Source organism: Halocatena pleomorpha (genome assembly GCF_003862495.1).
Taxonomy (GTDB): domain Archaea; phylum Halobacteriota; class Halobacteria; order Halobacteriales; family Haloarculaceae; genus Halocatena; species Halocatena pleomorpha.
Genome location: NZ_RRCH01000022.1, coordinates 47343 through 70006 on the forward strand (window position 1 = coordinate 47343; position 22664 = coordinate 70006).

27 protein-coding genes, 1 tRNA gene and 1 pseudogene are annotated in these 22664 nt (G+C 60.6%); 20 read left to right on the forward strand and 9 right to left on the reverse strand.

The annotated features are described in order from the left end of the window. Nucleotides 1-6 precede the first annotated feature (6 nt). From menD to EIK79_RS10125, 3 genes are read right to left on the reverse strand one after another with little or no spacing between them, the layout of a single operon-like run. Complete coding sequence (menD, locus tag EIK79_RS10115; protein WP_124955004.1) at nucleotides 7-1746, reverse strand: 2-succinyl-5-enolpyruvyl-6-hydroxy-3-cyclohexene-1-carboxylic-acid synthase; 1740 nt, start codon at nucleotides 1744-1746, stop codon at nucleotides 7-9. A 15-nt stretch (nucleotides 1747-1761) separates the two neighbouring features. After that, the gene (locus EIK79_RS10120) at nucleotides 1762-3123 is read right to left on the reverse strand and encodes an isochorismate synthase (protein ID WP_124955005.1); all 1362 of its coding nucleotides are present in this window, start codon (nucleotides 3121-3123) and stop codon (nucleotides 1762-1764) included. Between the two features lie 52 nt (nucleotides 3124-3175). Continuing rightward, on the reverse strand, nucleotides 3176-3772 hold the full coding sequence (locus tag EIK79_RS10125) for a sulfite oxidase-like oxidoreductase (RefSeq protein ID WP_124955006.1): 597 nt from the start codon (nucleotides 3770-3772) through the stop codon (nucleotides 3176-3178). A gap of 199 nt (nucleotides 3773-3971) precedes the next feature. On the opposite strand from EIK79_RS10125, the gene EIK79_RS10130 reads away from it, so the two are divergent. The 5 genes from EIK79_RS10130 to pyrF all read left to right on the forward strand — a co-directional run bounded on the left by EIK79_RS10130 (nucleotide 3972) and on the right by pyrF (nucleotide 6587). Continuing rightward, the gene (locus EIK79_RS10130; RefSeq protein WP_124955007.1) at nucleotides 3972-4184 is read left to right on the forward strand and encodes a ribbon-helix-helix domain-containing protein; all 213 of its coding nucleotides are present in this window, start codon (nucleotides 3972-3974) and stop codon (nucleotides 4182-4184) included. Nucleotides 4185-4280: 96 nt separating this feature from the next. Further along, nucleotides 4281-4559, forward strand: coding sequence for a UPF0058 family protein (locus tag EIK79_RS10135; protein WP_124955008.1), 279 nt, complete (start codon nucleotides 4281-4283; stop codon nucleotides 4557-4559). Between the two features lie 63 nt (nucleotides 4560-4622). Next, complete coding sequence (locus EIK79_RS10140) at nucleotides 4623-5315, forward strand: hypothetical protein (RefSeq protein ID WP_124955009.1); 693 nt, start codon at nucleotides 4623-4625, stop codon at nucleotides 5313-5315. A 52-nt stretch (nucleotides 5316-5367) separates the two neighbouring features. Beyond that, a complete protein-coding gene (locus tag EIK79_RS10145; protein ID WP_124955010.1) occupies nucleotides 5368-5775 on the forward strand; it encodes a hypothetical protein in 408 nt (135 codons plus the stop codon). Nucleotides 5776-5798: 23 nt separating this feature from the next. Beyond that, nucleotides 5799-6587 (forward strand): orotidine-5'-phosphate decarboxylase, encoded by a 789-nt coding sequence (pyrF, locus tag EIK79_RS10150; protein WP_124955011.1) that lies wholly within the window; start codon nucleotides 5799-5801, stop codon nucleotides 6585-6587. 10 nt (nucleotides 6588-6597) lie between these two features. Here pyrF and EIK79_RS10155 read toward each other — a convergent pair whose 3' ends face one another. After that, on the reverse strand, nucleotides 6598-6789 hold the full coding sequence (locus tag EIK79_RS10155) for a hypothetical protein (RefSeq protein ID WP_124955012.1): 192 nt from the start codon (nucleotides 6787-6789) through the stop codon (nucleotides 6598-6600). 116 nt (nucleotides 6790-6905) lie between these two features. Here EIK79_RS10155 and EIK79_RS10160 point away from each other — a divergent pair, with 116 nt between their 5' ends. The 5 genes and pseudogenes from EIK79_RS10160 to EIK79_RS10180 all read left to right on the forward strand — a co-directional run bounded on the left by EIK79_RS10160 (nucleotide 6906) and on the right by EIK79_RS10180 (nucleotide 13098). Further along, nucleotides 6906-7445 carry a J domain-containing protein gene (locus tag EIK79_RS10160; RefSeq protein ID WP_124955013.1) on the forward strand — a complete coding sequence of 180 codons (540 nt, stop codon included), beginning with the start codon at nucleotides 6906-6908 and terminating at the stop codon, nucleotides 7443-7445. 62 nt (nucleotides 7446-7507) lie between these two features. Further along, nucleotides 7508-8179, forward strand: a complete 672-nt coding sequence (locus EIK79_RS10165; RefSeq protein ID WP_124955014.1) for a phosphoglycolate phosphatase — start codon at nucleotides 7508-7510, stop codon at nucleotides 8177-8179. A gap of 62 nt (nucleotides 8180-8241) precedes the next feature. Further along, nucleotides 8242-9842 (forward strand): annotated as a pseudogene (locus tag EIK79_RS10170) (GTPBP1 family GTP-binding protein). A gap of 272 nt (nucleotides 9843-10114) precedes the next feature. Further along, a complete protein-coding gene (locus EIK79_RS10175) occupies nucleotides 10115-10927 on the forward strand; it encodes a helix-turn-helix domain-containing protein (protein WP_124955015.1) in 813 nt (270 codons plus the stop codon). Nucleotides 10928-11109: 182 nt separating this feature from the next. Next, nucleotides 11110-13098 (forward strand): AMP-dependent synthetase/ligase, encoded by a 1989-nt coding sequence (locus EIK79_RS10180; RefSeq protein WP_233738082.1) that lies wholly within the window; start codon nucleotides 11110-11112, stop codon nucleotides 13096-13098. A 34-nt stretch (nucleotides 13099-13132) separates the two neighbouring features. Here EIK79_RS10180 and EIK79_RS10185 read toward each other — a convergent pair whose 3' ends face one another. Genes EIK79_RS10185 through EIK79_RS10200 form a run of 4 tightly spaced genes read right to left on the reverse strand, consistent with a single transcriptional unit; the run spans nucleotide 13133 to nucleotide 15631 of the window. After that, nucleotides 13133-13801, reverse strand: a complete 669-nt coding sequence (locus EIK79_RS10185) for an HAD family hydrolase (protein WP_124955017.1) — start codon at nucleotides 13799-13801, stop codon at nucleotides 13133-13135. Nucleotides 13802-13829: 28 nt separating this feature from the next. Next, nucleotides 13830-14303 carry a hypothetical protein gene (locus EIK79_RS10190; RefSeq protein WP_124955018.1) on the reverse strand — a complete coding sequence of 158 codons (474 nt, stop codon included), beginning with the start codon at nucleotides 14301-14303 and terminating at the stop codon, nucleotides 13830-13832. Beyond that, entirely contained in the window at nucleotides 14300-15268 is a 969-nt protein-coding gene (gene mch / locus EIK79_RS10195) for a methenyltetrahydromethanopterin cyclohydrolase (protein ID WP_124955019.1), read from the reverse strand. The genes EIK79_RS10190 and mch overlap by 4 nt, the downstream gene beginning before the upstream one ends. 51 nt (nucleotides 15269-15319) lie before the next feature. After that, nucleotides 15320-15631, reverse strand: a complete 312-nt coding sequence (locus tag EIK79_RS10200; protein WP_124955020.1) for an MTH1187 family thiamine-binding protein — start codon at nucleotides 15629-15631, stop codon at nucleotides 15320-15322. 169 nt (nucleotides 15632-15800) lie between these two features. Between EIK79_RS10200 and EIK79_RS10205 the strand changes: the two genes are divergently transcribed. Then, on the forward strand, nucleotides 15801-16649 hold the full coding sequence (locus tag EIK79_RS10205) for a DUF4349 domain-containing protein (protein ID WP_124955021.1): 849 nt from the start codon (nucleotides 15801-15803) through the stop codon (nucleotides 16647-16649). 64 nt (nucleotides 16650-16713) lie between these two features. Here the strand turns inward: EIK79_RS10205 and EIK79_RS10210 are convergent. Continuing rightward, a tRNA-Gly gene (locus EIK79_RS10210) sits at nucleotides 16714-16784 on the reverse strand. A 196-nt stretch (nucleotides 16785-16980) separates the two neighbouring features. On the opposite strand from EIK79_RS10210, the gene EIK79_RS10215 reads away from it, so the two are divergent. From EIK79_RS10215 to rpmC, 9 genes are read left to right on the forward strand one after another with little or no spacing between them, the layout of a single operon-like run. After that, nucleotides 16981-17865, forward strand: coding sequence for a putative RNA uridine N3 methyltransferase (locus tag EIK79_RS10215; protein ID WP_124955022.1), 885 nt, complete (start codon nucleotides 16981-16983; stop codon nucleotides 17863-17865). A gap of 10 nt (nucleotides 17866-17875) precedes the next feature. Next, nucleotides 17876-18892 carry a 50S ribosomal protein L3 gene (locus EIK79_RS10220; RefSeq protein WP_124955023.1) on the forward strand — a complete coding sequence of 339 codons (1017 nt, stop codon included), beginning with the start codon at nucleotides 17876-17878 and terminating at the stop codon, nucleotides 18890-18892. Then, entirely contained in the window at nucleotides 18889-19632 is a 744-nt protein-coding gene (gene rpl4p / locus EIK79_RS10225) for a 50S ribosomal protein L4 (protein WP_124955024.1), read from the forward strand. Before EIK79_RS10220 ends, rpl4p begins: the two co-directional genes overlap by 4 nt. Beyond that, entirely contained in the window at nucleotides 19629-19892 is a 264-nt protein-coding gene (locus tag EIK79_RS10230; protein WP_124955025.1) for a 50S ribosomal protein L23, read from the forward strand. Before rpl4p ends, EIK79_RS10230 begins: the two co-directional genes overlap by 4 nt. A 2-nt stretch (nucleotides 19893-19894) precedes the next feature. After that, nucleotides 19895-20623 (forward strand): 50S ribosomal protein L2, encoded by a 729-nt coding sequence (locus EIK79_RS10235; protein WP_124955026.1) that lies wholly within the window; start codon nucleotides 19895-19897, stop codon nucleotides 20621-20623. 5 nt (nucleotides 20624-20628) lie between these two features. Continuing rightward, nucleotides 20629-21060, forward strand: coding sequence for a 30S ribosomal protein S19 (locus tag EIK79_RS10240; RefSeq protein ID WP_124955027.1), 432 nt, complete (start codon nucleotides 20629-20631; stop codon nucleotides 21058-21060). Between the two features lies 1 nt (nucleotide 21061). Then, nucleotides 21062-21523 (forward strand): 50S ribosomal protein L22, encoded by a 462-nt coding sequence (locus EIK79_RS10245; RefSeq protein WP_124955028.1) that lies wholly within the window; start codon nucleotides 21062-21064, stop codon nucleotides 21521-21523. Further along, complete coding sequence (locus tag EIK79_RS10250) at nucleotides 21523-22452, forward strand: 30S ribosomal protein S3 (RefSeq protein ID WP_124955029.1); 930 nt, start codon at nucleotides 21523-21525, stop codon at nucleotides 22450-22452. The genes EIK79_RS10245 and EIK79_RS10250 overlap by 1 nt, the downstream gene beginning before the upstream one ends. Next, nucleotides 22452-22664 carry a 50S ribosomal protein L29 gene (gene rpmC / locus EIK79_RS10255; protein WP_124955030.1) on the forward strand — a complete coding sequence of 71 codons (213 nt, stop codon included), beginning with the start codon at nucleotides 22452-22454 and terminating at the stop codon, nucleotides 22662-22664. Before EIK79_RS10250 ends, rpmC begins: the two co-directional genes overlap by 1 nt.

The following is a 22664-nucleotide window of genomic DNA, read 5'->3' on the forward strand; positions in this document are numbered from 1 at the left end:
CGTGGATCAATCACCGATCTGTGCTTTCACACGTTCGTGGAGTCGCTCGCGGTGGCGGTGGCTCTGTTCGCCGTCGATGGCGACTTCGATCACTTGCGTGCCATCACTGTTGAGCGATCGCTGGTACGCCGTTCGGAACGCCTCGCGCGAATCGACGCGCTCGAATTCCAGTCCGTACAGCTCACCGGTCGGCTCGAAATCCAACCCATGAGGTGTGTTGAAGAAGTCGGTGAACGGCGGATCGTACTCCTCGATCGGGAGGAGGTGGAAGATCCCGCCACCGTCGTTGTTCACGAGCACAATTGTCGCGTTCACGCCGCACCGATCGACCGCAAGCAGGCCGTTCATGTCGTGGTAGTACGCGAGATCGCCGGTGACGAGCACGAGCGGTTCGGTGCCGGCGCTTGCCGCGCCGAGTGCGCTGCTTGTGACGCCGTCGATCCCGCTGGCTCCACGGTTGCCGAGCGCCGCGATCGACGCCGACCGTGGTTTTCCGAATCGGTCGAGATCCCGAACCGGCATACTGTTCGAGACGAACAGTGTGCTCGGATCGGGCGCGAGCGCCGCAACGTCGTACAGCACACCGCCCTCGAAGTCGGTCGTTTCCGCACCGACAAACGACCAGTAGCGCGCTTCCATGTCGGTGAACCGATCGCGCCACGACTGACTGCTGGTCGTCCGGTCGAGTCGGTCGGTGATCGCGTCGACGAAGCGTGTGGGATCGGCAGTGAGGAGATCAGTCGCGGTAAACGTGGCTTCCGGCCACTCACCTGCTGAATCCACGACGATCTGTCTGGCCGGCGCGTCCCGAAGATACTGGCGCAGCGTTTTCGAGGTGGGTGACGCGCCGAACCGAACGACAACGTCCGGAGCTGTTTCGAATGCGTCGAGATACGAGTCATACCCCCCATACACCGGGACACGATCGACGTGCGCACCGAATCGATGTCCCGACAGCGGATCGGCCAGCACGGGAAAGCCGGTCGCTTCCGTGAGTTGGGCTAGCTTCGCTCCGGACAGCGGGCTATCGGGTCCAGTGACGATCAGGCCGCGCAGGGCGGTTTCGATCGCGTCCGTGAGCGCGTCGATCTTCTCAGGATTGGGGTCTGGTGTAGCGGTCGACACGTCGATGAACGGTCCGTCTCGTCCGGACACCGCGAGCGGATGCTCTTCGATGAACGCCTCTGAAACGTCGTCAGTCGGAACGGGTTCGAGCGGTTTCTCGAACGGGACATTGAGATGCACCGGGCCTGGATCCGGCCCCATCGATGTGGCTACTGCCCGCGCAATGGTCGTTCGAAGCGATCTGAGCTTTCGGTCGTCAACAGCTGGTTCTGGCAGCGTTCGATCGGTCCGTACCGCGTCCCCGTACAGTCGCTCCTGATCGACGGTCTGATTCGCCCCGCTGTCTTGAAGCACTCGCGGGCGATCGGCCGTCAGCACTACCATCGGAACGCGGGCCTCGTCGGCCTCGATCACAGCGGGGTGGAAGTTCGCCGCTGCCGTGCCCGAGGTACACACCACCGGCATCGGAACGCCCGTCTGTTTTGCTCGACCAAGTGCGAAAAAGGCCGCTGAGCGCTCATCGAGGTGTGAGTACGGGTCTATCCGCTCGTGGTCAGCGAACGCGACTGTCAGCGGCGTACACCGGCTGCCCGGCGCGAGCGACACGGCTCGCACCCCGGCATTATGAAGCTCATCTGCGATGACGGTCCCCCACAGCGTGTTTCGGTTTGCAAAGCGCATACTAGATATGTCTACTCACTGCAACGCATCGAGCACAGGACGGTATTTCAGTTGGACTTCATCCCACTCATCGTCGGGATCGCTGTCCGAGACGATACCGACCCCTGCAAACAACGTCGCCACGTCCTGTGTGGCGACGGCCGATCTGAGGGCGACCGCGAACGATCCGTTTCCTTCGGTGTCGAACCATCCGACAGGCGCGGCGTACCATCCTCGATCGAACGGCTCAGTCGTCCGGATGGTGGTGAGCGCCCGATCGGGCGGCAATCCACCGACAGCGGGCGTCGGATGGAGCGCCTCCACAAGTGACAGCACGTGTTCCTCGCGCGCGAGTTTGGCAGACATCGGGGTTTCGAGGTGTTGCACCGTCGCAAACCGTCGCACTCGACGGTCGTCGGTCGTGATCTGCCTCGTGAACGGAGCGAGTTGTTCCCTGATGGCGTTCACGACGAGATCGTGCTCGTGGGCGTTTTTCTCACTCTCCTGTAACTCACGGGCCAGCCGTTCGTCCTCCTCGGGGGTGTTGCCCCGTCCGATTGTTCCGGCGAGCGCACCGGTGTGGATAGATTGCCCTCGAAGGGAAACGAGACGTTCCGGTGTCGCTCCGAGGAAGTGTCGACCCTCTGTGGCGTCCACGAGAAACCCGAAACAGTCCGGATACGATTCACGAAGCCGACAGAGGGTATCGGCAGTCGATAGCTTTCCGTCCACGGTGGCTCGAAGCGCCTGAGCGAGAACGACTTTCCGGAGTTCCCCGGCACGGATCCGGTCGATCGATCGTGTAACCGCCGTTCGCCACGTCGCTCGATCGGTCAACCGCTCGCGGTGGTGTATCCCTGGCGGATCGGCTGTCGGCCCGGTTGCAGACAGTGATTCGACCCACCGGTGTGCCCGTTCGATCCTCGTTTCGAGTGCCGGGGAATCCCCGATAGCGTTGGTGGTGAGCCACGCCGTGTCGTCCTTCCACGTGATCTGAATCCGTGGGAGGACGAACTGCGCCCCCGAAAAGCCTGTCCATGGGGGTGTAGGATCGTGATCGTCGTGGAACGCAAATCCCCCGAACAGCCGTGGACGGGCCGGCCACGCGGTGTCCGTGTCAGCGTCAGTGACTAATGCGTCTGCTTGGCTACGAATACGCTCGAATCGGGCCGGCCCATCAGCGCGTAACACAACTGCCGCGCCGCTCCCGATGACCGTCGGGTCTCGGTCGTTCTCAGTGGATTCGGTGTCGGTGTCGTCCGGTGCAGCCCACACCGTTCGTGGCGCGGGTGCCGCTTGAAGCACAGCCTGAAACGACGGCGGATCGATCGGTATTGAGCGGCTCACTAAGGATCCTTCGAACGAAGCCACCGACTCTCCACCACGGAGTCGACTCATTGGGCAAAATATACCCCCCGGAACAGTAATTGTACCGTTGTCAGTTCCATCCCTAACTGTACCTGTTCTCATGCCACGGATTTGCGGCGTCCGAATACCCCCGTTTCTCCCAGTAGCCGCGTTCGTGATCGGTCAGAAATTCGACGCCGGTAACCCACTTTGCGCCTTTGTACGCGTACTTGTGTGGCGTCACCACCCGCAGTGGCCCACCGTGTTCCTCGGGAAGTGCTTTCCCATCGAGCGCCCACGCGAACAACACATCGTCTCGCAAACAGTCGGACAACGGTAGCGATGTTGTATACCCATCGAGCGCGGTGAACATGACAGATTCGGCGGCGTCGGTGACACCGGCCTGTTCGGCAATCGTCGGGAACGTGACCCCCGTGAACGCACAGTCGAGTCGACTCCAACCGGTTACGCAGTGAAAGTCCTGCCGCTGGGTTTCGTGGGGAAGCGATCGAAATGCCGAGAGTGACAGCGATAGCTCGCGTTCGACCGCGCCGTCCGCGTGAAACTGCCACGTTTCAGGATCCCAGTCGGGAACGCCGTCCTTCGAAAGCACCGGAAACGCCTCCGTCTCGCGCTGCCCCGGAGGCAATCGGTCCCCACCGAACTCCTTATGAACCTCCGTCATATCCGTACACTCCATACCCTCGATACGTCTCGAACACGGGTAGCTGTACCGGATCTACGACAGTCCGGATAAAATATCCTCAAGCTATTATTATTTAATAAAATTATAAGCAAATAATAAAAATATATTTTTTCGAACTGCAGATGAGTTTTTGCAGTAGGAGGAATATTCCCCGTCAGAGTTATATAGTCGACTATCAAACCGTCGAATATCTATGCCAAAGATGGAGATCACGATACCGGAACATCTCGAAATGCAGATCACGCAGTTGGTTGATCAGGGTGAGTTCATCAACCGTGAAGAGGCGATCGAGGATCTGTTGGCAGCGGGCGTGCGGGCGTACAAGACGAGCGGTCCGATGGACGAAGACGATCAAGGCTTCGAAGATGACGGGATGATGGGACACGACGACGAATACGTGTTCTGAAGCGGGATTTGCGGGACGGATCGATCGTTTCGACGGGTGATATCCCGGAGAAAATTCGAGGTAACGTTTAAGCCCACAACGCGATTTATTTCACCTATGCATAAGGACGAGCTTCTCGAATTACACCAGCAGATGGTAATTATCATGGAGTATTTCCGGGGTCAGGAGGGCATCAACAGCGCGCTGTTCGATCCGTACGACGGTCTTGACGTGTCGCCCGATGACGTTCACAAATCGAAAAGCGAGCACAAACACGCTGTTTTCGTCCTCGGGAACGCGCTCGCGACTGCGATGAGCGAAGACGAGTTTTCGAGCGCAGGGCGGATCGGTAAGCGGATGCAGGAACTCGCTGACGACGCCGAGCGGAAACTGTAGTCCAGCGCGTTTGATCACGATCGGCCGACAGGACTTTGGTAGCGTCAGGTGAGTGTTCCACTGATGTATCACCGATATGACTCAGGGTTCTATCGAGAGATCGATCGGTGGAAGCGAGGCGTGGGCTGGGTCGCTCATCCCGAGGAGGGCGGTGCACGAGCGAGTCACGCGGTTGTCGGAAACGACGGTGACGTATGGGTGGTCGATCCTCTCGACGCGCCGGGTGTAGACGCGTTGCTCAGTGAGTTCGGGACGGTCGCGGGCGTGGCTGTGTTGTCGAACTACCACGCTCGGGACGCCGGTGTCGTTGCCACTCGCCACGACGTACCGGTGTATCTCCCCCAATGGATGGACCGCGTGGCGGAGCGAGTTGACGCGCCCACCGAACGGTACGCCCAGACGCTCGGCGGGTCGGGCTTTGTCGTCCACCGGTGCAGTCCGCTACCAGGGTGGCAGGAGGGGATCGCCTACCGCCAGTCCGACCGGACGCTGTACGTCCCCGACGTACTCGGAACGGGTGCTGACTGGACGGTAGGCAGTGAACGGATCGCGTTGTTTCTTCTCGCCCGGCTGTTTCCGCCGAGCGTGTTGGGGCAGTTCGCTCCTGATCGGATACTCGTCGGCCACGGCGAAGGGGTCTTCGAGAACGCGTCGGCTGCGCTGGACGCGGCGCTCACTGGGGCACGCCGTCGGTTCCCGGCTGCGCTTCGGTCCTCGGGCGTCGACCAACTCCGGGCGCTGGTCAGGGCGTTGTGATATCCGATGGTTTGAGTGCGTGTAGCGAGTACGTCCGCTAAGAACGATCGGTATGGTTACAGAACGCATCACGGACGGTCGACGGATTGGAGAGCTGTTGTCGAGCGAACTGAGCGCCCGGAGTGACGGTCCGCTGTCGGCGCTATCCGTTACGGACGCTGACACGGACGCCGAGGCAAGCGAGGCAGGGACGTACGCCTACGCCGTCACCCGTGAAGACGACGCGACACGGCTCGCGGAAGCGTTCGTGCATCCCGACCGGCTTCGGCTCGAATTCCGAACCGAACTTGACGCCGTCTCGTCGGCCATCGCATCAACACCACTTCGCGCACGCCCGAAAGACGATCCGCCACGGCTGCTCGTGTTCGTTCCCGACGGTGCTGGGGTCAAACACGTCCTCCCAGCCATGACCGCGACCGTACAACCGACAGCAGTGCCGTCCAAGACAGAAAGCCCCTAACCACCACCGACGAAAGTTGGTGTATGTTCTTCGACCGTCTCCGCAAGCGAATCGACACGATCGACAGTGTGGTCTGTGTCGGGTTGGATCCAGATCCCGGACGGCTCCCTGAGCAGTTGCGCGACCACGAGCTACCCCGGTGGGCGTTCAACCGCCGGATTATCGACGCTACCCACGAACACGCAGCCGCCTACAAGCCGAACGCGGCCTTCTATGAGGATTCCACGGGATGGCGAGCACTCCGTGAGACGATCGCATACGCCCACGGAAAGGGTGTTCCGGTCGTACTCGACGCCAAACGGGCGGATATCGGCAACACTGCGCGGCAGTACGCCACGCTGCTCGACCACGCCGACGCCATCACGGCGAACCCCTACATGGGCCGAGACTCCGTTGAGCCGTTCCTTTCACGGGCCGACAAAGGGGTATTCCTCCTCTGTCGGACGTCTAATACAGGTGGCGCGGATCTCCAAGCGCTGGAACTCGACGGTGGTGAAACGGTGTATGAGCGGGTTGCAACGCTCGCAAGCGAGTGGAACGAACACGACAACGTTGGCTTGGTCGTCGGGGCGACCGCACCAGAAGAGTTAGCGGAGTTGCGCGCCCGCGTCCCGGCGCTTCCATTTCTCGTGCCCGGCGTCGGAGCGCAAGGCGGCGACGCACAAGCGGCCGTAGAATACGGACTGGCTGACGGCGCAGGACTCGTCAACTCCTCGCGGGGCATCATCTTCGCCGGTGAGGGTGAAACGTTCGCAGACGCTGCCGGTGCGGCCGCGAAACGACTCAAGCGTCGGCTGAATCAACACCGGTGAGAACGCCGTCTCACACCCGGTACGTGTCAACGCCGTCAGGGCGGCGTGTGTCGTCACCGGTTGGCTCGACCTCTGTGAGACAGTCCGTACAGAGTCCTGACGCCTCGTCGTAATGGCGCTCGCAAACGAGCCGACCACACCGATCACAGCCGTCGACGATCTCGTTTTGGGTGCACAGCTCACACAGCCCGGACACGCTCATGCGACTAGGTAGCTGTTAGCACGATAAATACTCACCGCTGCCAGTTCGCTGTGCACCTGTCATGAAACTTGGAAAAACCGAAAGTGAGAACGGGTATCAGCGAATACGGAGCGGTAGTGGAGCGCAATCAGCTCGTCATGGGGCTTGCAATCGTGTTCGCGGGGCTAGCCGCGGTCGTAGCGGTGGCTGCGATCGCCCACGCACCGTTCGTCGTTATTCTCGCGTTGCTGTTCGGCGCGGTCGCGTATTTCATGTGGTATCAGGCGTCCGGGCGACTCACGCGGCGACTCTATCAGATGGTCGAGAACCGGGCGCGCTCTAACGACGGACGTGCAGAACGCGGGGGGTTCGGTGCTGGGCCGAGGGACACCCGACGCGGACGAACTCGCAGGGGCGGTCGTCGAGGACGGCGACAGGCGTCAAACACCAATCGCAGACGCGACCCGTCGGGTGGGAACCGTGGCGACATCGTGGATCAGTCGGGCCTGACGAACGCCCAAGCCTACGAAATCCTCGACATCGATCCCAACGTTGGAGAAACGGCGGTCAAGGAGGCTTACCGCGAGAAGGTGAAAGACGTTCATCCGGACACGGAAAACGGGTGTGAAGAAGCGTTTAAGCAGGTGAACGAAGCTTACGAACAACTCACGAACTGACCCGTCTCACAACAGGCGACCGGTTTCAACGTCTTCTTCGGGAGCTACGAGCTACCGCCAGTATGCACGCACTGGCGGTCGATATCGATGGCACTCTGACCCGTTCTGACGGCTCACTTGATCCACGGGTGATCGAGCCGCTCCGGACATGGCCCGCCCCGGTCGTTGTTGCGACCGGGAAATCACTCCCCTACCCAGTCGGTCTCTGTGAGTTTATCGGTATGCCTGTCCGCATAATCGCGGAAAACGGCGGGGCGGTGTATCTCGCTGACGACGACGTATTGGAATTCACCGGCGATCGAGATCGTGCCCAACGAGTGGTCGAACAGTACACCGACGCAGGCCACTCGCTGGGGTGGGAATCAGTGGATTTCGTGAACCGGTGGCGGGAGACCGAACTCGCGGTGAACATCGATCAGCCGCTCGAACCGCTGCGCGAAATCGCCACTAGCGAGGGAATGCGGGTCTTCGACACCGGATACGCCTACCACGTTACCGCTCCCGATGTCGACAAAGGCACGGGTTTACGGACCGTGGCCACGCGATTAGACGTTAAGCCGTCGTCGTTTGCGGTGATCGGTGATTCGGAAAACGACGCCGCCATGTTCGAAGCCGCCGGTGTGTCCTACGCCGTGGCTAATGCCGACGACACGGCCACGGCGGCGGCCGATCACGTCACTGAAGCGTCATACGCTGACGGACTGCTCGAAGCGCTTGACGCGATTGGAGAGTGAGTGTCGGTTTCGCACCACACAGTCGGGAAACCTTTTATTCGACCGACTGCTAGCAGCTATCAATGACCTCTGAACGGGCCGTGCTCGATCGAGCACTCGAGCGCGGAGAGCAGGAGGGCGGCAGCATCGAGTTCAAAGAACGGCTTACACGGGAGGTACATCTCGCTGATGGTCGCCTTGAAAGCCTCGTTGCACAACTGCGCCATCGCGTTCTTTCCGGTGACGGGAAAGCAACGTACGTGGTCGGTGCGACCGACGACGGCGGTCTCGCCGGCATTGCTCCGGAGACGTTTTCCGAATCCATGGACGTGCTTTCGTTGCTCGCTGAGGAAGCCGGAGCGCACATCGAGGACGTACAGACGTGGGGTGTCGGTGAGGAGGGCCGGGTCGGCGTCGCTACGATTCGGGAAGGGGCGATGCTCGACACCGAGGACGAACACATCGTGGTTGGCACTGCGGGCCACGTCGACCACGGCAAGAGTACGCTCGTCGGCTCGCTCGTTACGGGCCGACCCGACGACGGCGACGGTGATACGCGGGGGTTCCTTGATGTCCAACCCCACGAAGTCGAGCGCGGGTTGTCAGCTGATCTCTCTTACGGCGTGTATGGATTCGACGAGAACGGGCCGATCCGGACGGATAACCCCCATCGGAAACAGGATCGCGCGCAGGTCGTCGGAACCGCAGATCGACTAGTGTCGTTCGTCGACACGGTGGGTCACGAGCCGTGGCTTCGGACGACGATCCGTGGTCTCGTCGGCCAGAAACTCGATTATGGGTTGTTGACGATCGCGGCCGACGACGGACCGACTAAAACGACGCGCGAACACCTTGGTATCTTACTTGCAACCGAGCTACCGACGATCGTCGCTATCACGAAGGCCGATATCGTCTCAGAGGACCGCGTTCGGGAGGTTGAGCGCTCAGTCGAACGGCTGTTGCGAGACGCCGACCGATCGCCGCTTTCGATCGAACGCCACGGCGTTGAAGCCGCGATCGAAGAGATCTCCGAAACCGTGGTGCCTATCGTTACGACCAGCGCCGTCACGATGGACGGGCTATCCGTACTCGATGAGCTGTTCGAGCGATTGCCAAAAACGCCGGCGGGACTGGTGAATTCTCCATGTACGTCGACCGCACGTATAAGGTGGCAGGCGTCGGAGCCGTCGTCTCCGGAACCGTCCGATCGGGAGCCGTCGCCGCAGGCGATGAACTTCAGATCGGACCGATGACCGACGGCTCGTTCCGAGATGTCGAGGTTCGATCGATCGAGATGCATTATCACCGCGTTGACGAGGTCGACGCGGGGCGCATCGTCGGCATCGCGCTCAAGGGCATCGATGAAAGCGAGATCAAGCGTGGAATGATTCTGCTGCCACGAACCGCCGATCCGACACCCGTTAGGGAGTTCGACGCCGAAGTGATGGTGTTGAACCACCCGACCCGCATCAACGACGGCTACGAACCCGTCGTTCATGTCGAAACGGTGAGTGAAGCGGCGGCCTTCTATCCCGCGAATCGCCAGTTGCTACCGGGCGACACCGGTCAAGCGCGCGTGCGCTTCAAATTCAGACCGTACGTGATCGAGGAGGGACAGCGGTTCGTCTTCCGTGAAGGGCGGAGCAAAGGTGTGGGAACGATTACGGACGTATCCGAACACTGATTTATAGCAAGCGGTGGTGACTGGTGCCAAACAACGCCCTGTTTTATGAGTGATTCGAGCCTATCACATGCTGAGACGGTCGTACATAGCGACTTGATAGAATGGTGAGAACCGTTATTCGCTTACAGCCATACCAGGGAATACAAGAGCACGCTCCGAATGCGATGCACTCACGATACGGTGTCGTGAGAGCGGCTGTGTAGTTGTTCAACGAACCGCGTGCTGGGATTGCGTCACGTGTACCGTGTTCGGACTGATTGCCACACCAAATTATGACTCAGAAATACCAACAGGACGACACGACACCGAACGAATCCAAAGAACGCGCAACCCTCGTCACGGCGCACCTCCCTGCTGAGGAGATTGCACTCCACGACACGTTTTCGGCCGTTCCGGACCTCTCATTCGAGTGTGTGCGGCTCGTTGCCTCGGGCACTCAAACAGTGTTGCCGTTGTTGTGGATTGTGACGGAGGACTATTCCGCTCTCGACACAGCCTTAGAATCAGATCCGAGCGTCACAGCCGCCACAGAACTGCTGCAAGCCGATGGGCGACGGCTGTACCGATTCAACTGGAGTGATGCGGTGACACTGACCTTCCGGGTTCTGCTCGACGCGGAGACAGTACTTCTCGGTGGATTCGGGGCCGATGATCAGTGGACGTTCGAACTGCTATTCCCGACGCGGGACGCGCTTGGGCGCATCTGTGATCGCTGCCAGTTGTACGATGTCGACTATTCGATCGATCGCATCCGGGGGATCGAGAACGACAAGGACAACACCCCCAAACCGACCAATCTCGGACTCACCGCCCAGCAGTACGAAGCGATTGCAACGGCGTACAAGCACGGTTATTTCACGGTTCCGAGACAGATAACGCTCGACGAACTCGCAGCCCACCTCGATATCTCACACCAGGCGCTGTCGGAGCGCCTCCGACGAGCGCACCACACACTCATCGGCGAAAGCCTCAGAAATCCCTGTCTCGGGTTCGGACTCTCCCCGGACACGACTCCCGACGCCAGTCACGAAGACTTCGAGCGTCATTCTAGATTTGACGCAGATTCTGCTACCGATTCGACGTGATCGGACGCGACTTCTTCGGATCGCTTTTGGTCGCAGCGGTGTTGGCCGATTTTCCGGCCGATCCGCTCGCCAGATATCTGGCACCGAAGCAGGCGGTCCGCCACTGATCAGTCGTATAAACGAGAATAGTATGGTTTTTCGTTTTAGCCGGGTATATACCGGCAGTGATGTAGATGGTGAATATGGATTCTACACCCGGTTGGCTCGCGGCAGAACAAGAGTACACTGACGAGGTTATCGGTGCGAACACTATTTCCCAACTGTTCGCAGAAAGCGCATCGCGTCACGCCGATCGGATCGCCCAGCAGTACAAGGGAGGGGTTTATAACCGATCGCTCTGTGCTCGTGACATCATCGACGCTGCTCCGTCGGGTGAGTACAGCGATCTGACCTACCAAAAACTGCATTCGATCGTGATGAATCTCGCGGGGGGATTCCGTGACATCGGCGTCACTCCGGATGATCGGGTGGCAATCCTCGCAAACACACGCATGGAGTGGGCCCACACCGATCTCGCACTGTTGGCAGCCGGCGCAGTTGTGACGACGGTGTACACGGAATCCTCACCGTCGCAGGTGGAGTATCTGCTCGACGATCCCGATGCGAAAGGTGTCGTTGTCGAAAACGAGCGACTGCTAGAGCGAGTCCTTGAGGTGGAATCGGAGTTGAATCTCGAGTTCATCGTCGTCATGGACACGATCACGGGGTACGACGACCGAGATGATATCCTCACCCTCGGGGCGCTGTATGAGCGTGGCGTCGAAAACGGCGTCGAGGGGGATTATGAGGCGTGGATCATCGGTCGTCAACCCGACGATCTTGCGAGTCTCATCTACACCTCGGGAACAACGAGTAAACCAAAGGGGGTTAAACTCACACACCGCAACTTCCGAGCGAACATCAATCAGATCAGAAAGCGGCTCGGTCCCCGCCCTGATCGAGGAGACGACGCTCTAACGCTCGGATCGGAGAGCACCGCGTTGTCTTTCCTTCCACTCGCTCACGTGTTTGAGCGGACCACCGGACATTTCCTGATCTTTGCTGTCGGTGGCACCGTCGCCTATGCCGAGTCCCCTGACACGGTAACGGAGGATATGTCGCTCGTCGAACCCACCTCCATGACGAGCGTCCCGCGGGTGTACGAACGCGTTTACGACACGATGCGCGAGGAAGTCCGTGGCTCAACCGTCAAAGAACGGATGTTCGACTGGGCGCTCGACATCGCTCAGAAGTACACTCAGGCGGACAGTCCGGGAAAGCGGCTCCGGATGAAACGAAAACTAGCTGATAACATGGTGTACAGCAGCGTCAAAGAGCAGATGGGCGGCAATCTGGAGCTGCTGATCAGCGGCGGTGGAAGCCTCTCGAAGGATCTCTGTGAGGTATTCCTTGGGATGGGAATGACGATCATCGAGGGGTACGGACTCACAGAAACGGCTCCCGTGTTGTCCGTGAACCGGCCCGAAGACATCCAGCCGGGGACGCTTGGGCCACCGCTGCCTGAGATCGATGTGGCACTCGACGCGGGCGTTGTCGGTCCCGAGCAACGGGAGAAAGCCACCGGCGACATCGGTGAGCTACTTGTTCAGGGACCGAACGTTATGAGCGGCTACTGGAACAATGAAGAAGCGACCGAGGACGCGTTCACGACGATCGATGAGTCCGAATCGGACGAAGAGTGGTTCCGGACCGGCGACATCGTCGAACAGACGCCGACGGGGAGTCTCATCTATCACGACCGTCTCAAACAGTTGCTCGTGCTCGATACGGGCAAAAACGTCGCGCCGGGACCGATCGAGGAGTCGTTTGCCACCAGCGACCGCATCGAACAGGTGATGGTGCTCGGAGACGACCAGAAGTTCATCAGTGCGCTCGTTGTGCCGAGCTTCGAGGCGATCACGCGTTGGGCTGAGAAAAACAACGTCGATCTCCCCGACGACACGGAAGCGATCACCACCGACGATCGAGTCCGGGAGTGGATCGGTGACGAGATCGAACGCGTGAACGAGTCGTTTGCAAAACACGAGCGGATCAAGGAGTTCGAACTGGTGCCCTTGGAGTGGACGCCGGAAAACGACATGCTCACCTCCTCGATGAAACTCAAACGACGGAACATCACCGACCGGTTCGAGGACCGCATCGAACGGATCTACGGCGAGACCGACGACTGACAGTCGCGGCCGTTCTGCTGTAACGAATATACACTCACAGCGTGTGGATGAGATCAGTCAGTGAATCGAGGACGTACTGGGGCTGTGGCGTCGGTGTGCCTTCCGCAGTTCGGAGCCATGCGGATCGCATCCCGGCCGCGTCCGCTCCTCGAATGTCGGCGTCGAGTGAGTTTCCGACGTGCACCGCGTGGGCGGGATCGACACCGAGCTGAGAGAGCGCGTCTACGAACGGGGCGGGATCAGGTTTTGATGGCGTATCATACCCCGCGTACACCACGAGTTCGAACTCCGATCGGAGACCGAGCGCCGCTAGTTTTTCTGATTGTGTTCCTGGCGGCCCGTTCGTTATGAGCGCCAGCGGATAGTCCGCGAGCGCGTCGAGGGTCTCGTGCATCCCGTCGATCGGTTCAACGTTCCGGTGATCCCGTAGTTCCTCGAACGCGAGCGCAACCCGGTGGCCGTCCGAAGGAGCGTGGCCGTTTTCTGACGCGAGTGCAGCGAAACAGTGCTCTCGGAGCTCGGCCATTGTCTCACACTCATCGGTGTACTGATCCATCGACTCCCGATACGCGGCCGCGGTGAACAGTGGCTCAAGATCAGTGCGCTCGAACGCGAGCGCGAGGACTTCGGCTGTGGACCGTCGGTAGCGACAGAGCGTACCGTCGAGATCGAACGTGAACGCTTCGACCGGTGTTGTTGTCACATGTCAATTAACGATCAGGGAGAGGAAATCAATTATGATAGCCGTCGGCAGTCCGTGCGATGAGATCGAATTCGACCGCCCATTCTAGGAGGCGACGCACGCGTTCGTGCCACACCTCCTCCCAGTCTTGACGGCGGTTGCGCTCCCATTGTGGGATCTCCGTGCGCACGCGCTCGAACACGTCGGTTGCCGCCAGTGGCTCCTCGCTCTCCTCGACGGTTTGGAGCACTGTCTCGGTTGCGTACACCCGTTCTCGGAAGGCGACCGCAACGTCGTCAACGGGGGTCCGTCGCTGGTAATACTTCCCGTCGGTCTCTTTGACCTGTCCGAGCGCGCGCAGGAACGTGATCCATTCGCGGGCCACGTCACGGCTGTCGATGTCGGTGTCGGCCATGAGCAACCCACAGCAGTCGTCCTCGCTGCTCGGAACCAGCGGGAGCGTCCGTGTGGCCGTCTCGATGAACGACTGTGGCCGTGGCTCGGGAACGACTTTGAATCTCACAGTCCGAATGACTCCAGTAGGATTTCCTCGTTCACGCCGCCGAACGACCGGGTGGGTCCTCCAACGACATCGACGGTCACCTGTGCCGGTGCGAACACCGACGCCGGAAGCTCTTCAAACGCCCAATCGACCCCATCGAACACGGTTTCGAGAGGGGTGCCGTACTCTTCGGGCGCGCTCGAAACCAGCTTCGAGAACAGTTCTGATCCGGCGTCGGATTCGACGGTGAGATGCACCTGCCCGCCGTACACGATCGCGTCGTTCGTTCGAGCGATCGCTTGCCCTTCGTTCTCTGCGACGGGCGCAACCGGTGCACGCGCCGACACCGACAGGATGTCGAGCGGATCATACCCCAACTCGAACGCCCGAAACGCCGCAAGTTCTCCTGCCCGCGCGGCCATTGTCACGCTTCCCGCTATGCTCGCAGTCGAAGCGGTCGGGAGAAACACCTGTCCCGCCTCCGTGTCACACATGGTTGCCACGTGGGCCGCGACCTCTGACGTTGGCAGCGAATCTGATTCGATCGCCAGCACCGCAAAGTCGAACGCGTCAGCGTACTCCAACTGTCGAAACTCCTCCTCTGTGGCGACGAGCGCACGGGCGGGACCGCTCCCGAGTCCCTCATAAACAGGCTCGTCAGCGTCAGACGCCGATTCACCACCGATCGACAACTCCCATCCAGCCTTCTGTGAGCAGAGCAACGAGAACGCTGGGTGGTCCGTCGAGAGATCGACAACGGGCCGCGGCGTTCCACCGATTTCGGTCAGCGACGAACTCACGGTTGCTAATCCGGCGGTTTGGATCTCGGCAAGCAACAGTCCGGCTTCGGTCCCCCCGATCGCTTCGACGCCGAAATCGAGCACTGTCGTCCCCGATTCGAGTTCGTAGGCGTCGATCGCCAACTCCTCGGTGAAGTCGAGGGCTTCGTCTACGAGTTCGGTCGCCATCCGATTGAGACTCTCCATGTGCACACCTTCGGTGGGGAAGATAAATCGGTTGTTGGTCACGAGGACGCCCTACCGTTCGCTCGACGCTTCCCGTCCTAAATGGCGCTCGACGCTTTCGACCTTCTCGCTTGCCGATTGGTCGATCGTCCGTTTGTCGTCGATCTTTAACACTGTGCTCACCCGATCCCCTTCAACGGCCGTGTGGGCCGCCTCGACCGCCGCGAACAGTTCGCTCACATCTGCCGCCTCGATCACGGTGCCCATCGGGTTCGTCTCGTACGACACGTCGAACCCTTCGAGTGCTTCCACTGCGTTGGCTACCTCCTCGCTCATGCTCTCCTCCTGTACCGGCGCGACGCTCAACAGCGCGATCACGGACATAGTACCACGATACTCCCCCAACGGCCGTAAACGTGCTGCGTCGTGACGACTGTCTGTTCTGGGCGGCCGCAGTGTCGGAGACGATCAGGCGTGTGATCACTAACCACAAAATACTTGCACTATGTTATTTTATGTTTTCTGAACAATAATGGATGGCTATGATGTCCGTATGCGCGTCGCGATTGTCTGTGTAGTAGTACTCGTCGCGTTGGCTGGCTGTTTTGGCACTGAACTCACGGCGAGTGATAGTGATGTCGGTAATATGGGTCCCGCAAATCCAGCTGACGCCGGGGCTGGGCAAGCGCAGGTGTCGGGAGAACCGAGCGGTTTGAACGCGTCGGCCCAGCGGTCGGTGGTCCGGACCGGGATCGTTCACAGTCAGGTCCCCGATTTCGATGCCGCACGAGAAAATCTCACGACGACGATCCGCACGCAGGGCGGCTACGTGAGTGATTCGACCGAGCGGACGGTCGGCTCGACCGAGACCCGACACACCAACGGTCGGGTCGTGTACCGCGTTCCTGCAGAGAACTTCACGGCTGCGCTCGACCGCGTCAAGCGAGAAGGTACGGTGATCCGATCGCGCACGAACACGTCGGACGTGACCGGACAGGTCGCTGATCTCAACGCCCGGTTGCAGAATCTGCGTGCCCAGCGCAACCGCACCCGAACGCTGTACGAACAAGCCAACGACACGGAGGACGTGCTTGCGATCGGTGAACGACTCTCCTCAGTACAAGAACGGATCGAACGGCTCGAAGCCCGCCGGCAGGCGCTCACAGAGCGAGTCAGCTACGCGACCCTGACTGTCAGGCTCGAAGAGCCGACGCCGACGAACGATAGGCCGCGTGCGTGGTATGAGACCGGTGTAGTAAACGCGTTTCTCGACGCCGCCAGCGGCGTTGTGGTCGCGGCGCGCGCCACTGTTGTTGGAACGGCGTACGCCCTCCCGTATCTCATCGCGTTCGGGCTTCCGCTGCTCGGTCTCGGTGCTCTACTCCGGCGATGGCGGGACTAACGCTCTACTTGCTGGCTCAAATCCAGCTACCCGTTCACTCGCTCCGTAAAACTCAGCTCAATCATGCGCTGGCTGGGATTTGAACCCAGGTTGTGACCATGGCAAGGTCACGTGATACCACTACACTACCAGCGCCCTCGACACTCTAACTCACAACGCTCACCAATAAAAACGTACCGGACTACGGCCGTCGTGTCACCGATTCTCGAAGAGAGACTAACACGATACTGTTGTGTGTTGGTGTCTCAGCCCTGCGTCGAAGCGCTATGCTTTTATGAGCGTATCAAGAACCTTGGGCACAGTCTAGTGGACAGCGAGGAAGCGAATCGGCATGACAGTAACTGTACTTGTGCCGTCATCGCTGGTCCGGGAATCCCGAGACAAACGGGAAGCGACCCGCAAGCTCGGGTACGTTGCCCGCGCGGCAACGGTGTTCCGGATCGACCGCCTTGTCGTATACCCCGATTCTGACGGGGAACGCAGGTGGGGTGGCGGGTTCGTTCGTACCGTTCTGGCCTACGCGGCCACACCCCCCTACCTTCGAAAGGAGGTGTGGGGACGGCGCGACGAACTAGAGTACGTTGGTGTGTTGCCGCCGCTCCACGCTGTCGCACAGACCGGCTCCGGATCGAACGGTTCGGGGTCGTTAAGACAGGGAATCGTGACTGAGGTCGGATCTGACGGGCGCGTCCGGGTCAATTGCGGCCTGCAACACCCGATCTCCCTCCTCGTACCACCGTCTCAGACGGTCGAAGAGGGAGAGCGCGTTACTATCAGGATCTCTTCGAGACAGCCTCTGCGTGCGCGGATCGTTGACGACGAGCCGCCCGGAGTGAATGTCGAACAAGCGGAGTTAGACGAAGTCCTCACCCGCCCCGATAGCGGACTCCGTATCGCGTCATCGCGGTACGGTGAGGTACTCACGCTCTCGTTGCTCGGTGATCTTCGTCAACGGTTAGTTGACACCGATACCGGTGTCCAGACCGGTACTGACAAGCGAACGTACACAGTTGCGTTCGGTGCACCCGAGCGGGGGCTGCCGGAGATCTGTGGCATCGACCCAACAGCGGTCGGCCAGCGAGACACGTCGGACGATACACGACCGGACAGGTCCCGGTTCGACCTCTGGCTCAATACGGTTCCGAATCAGGGCAGCGAGACGGTGCGAACGGAAGAAGCGATGTTCGCAACGCTCGCCTGTCTCAATCTGAAGTGAGTGTTGAACTATGCCAACGCCAAGCAGACCACGAAAAGGCTCGATGGGCTTCAGCCCGCGTGTCCGCGCGTCGAGCGAGGTGCCACGAATCAGCACCTGGCCCGACGACGACGGACAGGTGGGGGTACAGGGGTTTGCCGGCTACAAGGCCGGCATGTCCCACGTCGTGATGATCAACGACGAGCCCGATTCCCCACAAGAGGGGATGGAAGAGACCGTCCCCGTGACGGTCGTCGAGACCCCGCCAATGCGCGCGGTTGCCGTTCGAGCCTACGAGACGACGCCGTACGGCCAGCGCCCGCTCACGGAGATCTGGACCGACGAGGTTCACGACGATCTTGCACGCGCAGTCGATCTCCCCGAAGAGCGCGGCGACAGCCAGCAGCGAGAACAGACCGTTCGGGACGCGCTCGAATCGGGCGATCTCGGTGGTGTGCGTTTGATCACCCACACCCTGCCGGGAGCGCTTTCGAGCGTTCCGAAACGAAAGCCAGACGTGATGGAGACGCGCGTCGGGGGTAGCACCCTCGAAGAACGTCTTGAGTTCGCCTTGGAACTGCTCGACGACGGCGGCGAACACACCGTTTCGGACGTGTTCCGAGCGGGTGAGTACGCCGACATCGCTGGCGTCACCAAGGGGAGCGGGACACAAGGTCCCGTCAAGCGGTGGGGCGTCCAAAAGCGCAAGGGCAAACACGCCCGACAAGGCTGGAAACGACGGATCGGTAACCTCGGTCCGTGGAACCCCTCGCGTGTGCGATCGACGGTTCCGCAGCAGGGTCAGATGGGCTATCACCAGCGGACGGAACTGAACAAACGCATCATCTCCATCGGTGACGAGGACGTGACGCCCGACGGCGGCTTCATCAACTACGGCGAGGTCGACGGCGAGTATCTCCTCGTCAAGGGATCGGTTCCCGGTCCGAAACAGCGCCTCATCCGGTTTCGTCCCGCGGTGCGGCCGAACGACCAACCGCGCCTCGATCCGGAGGTTCGGTACGTCTCTACGGAGAGTGACCAAGGATGAACGCAACAGTACGCGATCTCGACGGCAACGAAGCGGGGGAGATCGAACTCCCCGGCGTGTTCGAGACGACACACCGCCCCGACCTTATCGAGCGTGCGGTGCGAGCCGCTCGGGCCAACCGCTCCCAGGACTACGGTGCGGACGAGTACGCCGGTATGCGAACGCCGGCGGAATCGTTCGGCAGCGGCCGGGGCATGGCCCACGTTCCGCGCCAGAACAGCGTCGGTCGGCGCGTCCCACAAACCGTTGGCGGTCGACGGGCACACCCCCCGAAAACCGACACGGATCGTGGCGAGAAGATCAACGACAAGGAACGCACCCTTGCCATCCACAGCGCGCTCGCGGCGACGACCGATACTGAACTCGTCACCGAGCGCGGCCACCAGTTCGAGGATGTCGATGTGCCGGTGGTCGTCACCGACGAGTTCGAAGAACTCGTCAAAACCAAAGCGGTCGTCGAGCTGCTCGAAACCCTCGGACTGCACGCCGACATCGAGCGCGCCGAGGACGGTACGAGCGTCCGCGCCGGTCGCGGGACGACACGCGGTCGGAAATACAAGCGACCGAAGTCGATCCTCTTTGTGACGAGCGAGGAGCCATCAAAAGCGGCCCGCAACCTCGCGGGAGCCGACGTGGCAACCGCACGCGAAGTCAACGCCGAGGATCTCGCACCTGGTGGTCACGCCGGACGGCTCACCGTCTTCACCGAAAGCGCGATCGAAGAGGTGAATAAACGATGACATCAACGACGAACATCATCCGTCATCCGAACGTGACTGAAAAGGCGATGGACAAGATGGACTTCGAGAACAAACTGGAGTTCGTCGTCGCTCTCGACGCTTCGAAGCCGGAAATCAAGTCGGCGCTCGCAGAGCAGTTCGACATCGCCGTCGAGAACGTCACAACGCAGGTAACGCCCAATGGAACGAAAAAGGCCACTGTGCGCCTGTCCGAGGACGACGACGCACAGGAGGTCGCTTCACGCATCGGGGTGTTCTAACGATGGGACGACGCATTCTCGGTCAACGGCGTGGTCGCGGGACACCGACGTTCCGTGCACCGTCGCACCGATATAAAGCTGATCTCTCCCACCGCAACGAGGAGACTGACGACGATGTCATCGCCGGGACGATCGTCGACATCGAGCACGATCCGGCGCGCTCTGCGCCCGTCGCGGCTGTCGAGTTCGAGGACGGCGATCAGCGCCTTGTGCTCGCCCCTGAAGGGATCGCCGTCGGTGAGGAGATCCAGATCGGTATCAGCGCGGAGATTTCGCCGGGGAACACGCTTCCACTCCGGGAGATCCCGGAGGGCGTTCCGGTGTGTAACGTTGAGCGCCAACCCGGTGACGGCGGCAAGTTCGCCCGATCGTCGGGCGTGAACGCAACGTTGCTCACCCACGACCGCGACGCTGCGGTCGTGCAACTCCCCAGCGGCGAGGTCCGACGGCTGTCACCCGACTGTCGCGCCACGATCGGCGTGGTCGCAGGCGGTGGCCGGACGGAAAAGCCGCTCGTAAAAGCCGGAAAGCAGCACCACAAGATGCGTGCGCGTGGCACCAAGTGGCCGCGCGTTCGCGGGGTGGCGATGAACGCGGTCGATCACCCGTTCGGTGGCGGTGGTCGGCAACACCCCGGTCGACCGAAAAGCGTCTCTCGGGACGCACCGCCCGGACGAAAGGTCGGTGACATCGCGTCTCGGCGTACCGGTACAACCGGCAAAGGGAACTAACAACCATGTCGAATTCGGACTACCAGATCGGCCGCGACTCCGATGAGGAGTTCACCTATCGTGGCCATACGCTGTCAGAACTCCGGGAGATGGAGCTTTCGGAGTTCGCGGAACTGCTCCCCGCACGGAAGCGGCGAACCATCAAACGCGGTCTGACCACCGAGCAGCAGAAACTGTTCGAGAAGGCGACTGAGCGCGACGCTGAGGAGTCAGCGAACCGACCGCTCCGGACACACCTGCGTGACATGCCGATTCTGCCGGAATTCGTTGAGAAGACGTTTGCCGTCTACAACGGTGAGGAGTTCAAGCGGGTGTACGTTGAACCGGAGATGCTCGGTCATTACCTGGGTGAGTTCGTACTGACCCGACAGTCTGTCGAACACGGTCAGGCCGGCATTGGCGCGACACGCTCCTCGAAGTTCGTGCCACTCAAATAATATGGGAATCAGCTACAGTGTCGACGCGGATCCGGACACCACGGCGAAAGCGATGCTCCGGGAGCGTCACATGAGCCACAAGCACAGCAAGGAGATTGCCCGCGAGATCAAGGGAATGACCGCTGGCGACGCGATCGAGTACCTCGAAGCCGTGATCGCTGGTGAGCAGTCCGTCCCGTTCAAATCTCACAACAGCGGCGTGGGTCACCGAAAAGACATCGACGGCTGGGACGCCGGCCGGTACCCCGAAAAGGCAACCGACGCGTTCCTTGATCTGCTGGAGAACGGCGTTTCGAACGCCGATCATCAGGGATTCGACGGCGAGTCGATGCAAATCGAGCACGTCGCAGCGCACAAGGTCGGTGAAAGCCCCGGCCGACAGCCCCGGGCGTTCGGTCGCGCGACCGAATGGAACACGCCCCAAGTCGATGTTGAACTCGTCTTGAGTGAGGTGACTGAATAATGGCAGATGAGCAACAATTCATCGAGAACGGCATTCAGCGGACCCAGATAAACGAGTTCTTCCAAGAAGAACTCGATCGAGCGGGGTATGGCGGCATGGAAGTCGCTCAGACCCCGATGGGGACCCAGATCGTTCTGAAAGCCGAAAAGCCGGGAATGGTCATCGGCAAGGGCGGAAAGAACATTCGGAAGATCACCTCAGAACTCGAAGAGCGCTTCGATCTCGACGATCCACAGATCGACGTTCAGGAAGTCGATGAGCCGGATCTGAACGCTCAGATCGTTGCTGATCGGCTCGCGAACGCCCTCGAACGCGGGTGGTACTTCCGGAAGGCGGGCCACACCACGATCGATCGGATCATGGATTCGGGTGCGCTCGGCGCGGAAATCGTCCTTTCAGGGAAAGTCACCGGCGCGCGCTCGCGCGTCGAGAAGTTCAACCGTGGCTACATCAAGCACAACGGCGAACCGGCCGACGACATCGTTGACGACGGCCAAAGCGTCGCAGTGATGAAGCTCGGTACGATCGGTGTGACAGTGAAGATCATCCCGCCCCACGCCGAGCTGCCCGACGACTTCCAGGTTCACGAGGATGTCGACGTGTCCGATTACATCGTCGAACCCGAAGAGGAAGGCGTCGAGGAACTGCTCGCTGGGGAGGAAGACACCGCCGCCGAGGCCCAAGCCGCCGAAGACGCCGAGATCACCGACGCGTCGACGACAGCGACCGAGCCGGAATCGACTGACGTTCCCGAAGAAGTCATCGAGGAGGCCGTTCCGGACGAAGAGGTACAGGAACCAGCCCCCGACGCGGAGATCGAGGAGGAACTCGACGAACTCGATGAAGAAGTCGAAACCGAAGCTGAGGAGTTGCTGTCCGAGATGGAAGACGAAGACGAAGGCGAAGACGATGAGGAGGTGCAAGGGTAATGGCGATCTACCGCGCCGAAGAGTTGCGGGACATGACGCCGGCAGAGCGCCAGAACGCGCTGGACGATCTTGAAACGGAGCTGCTCAACGATCGTGCTGTCCAGGCGACGGGTGGAGCGCCCGACAACCCAGGACGGATCAAGGAGATCCGCCGGACGATCGCGCGGATCAAGACGATCCAGCGCGAGGAAGGCGACAACACGGACGAATAG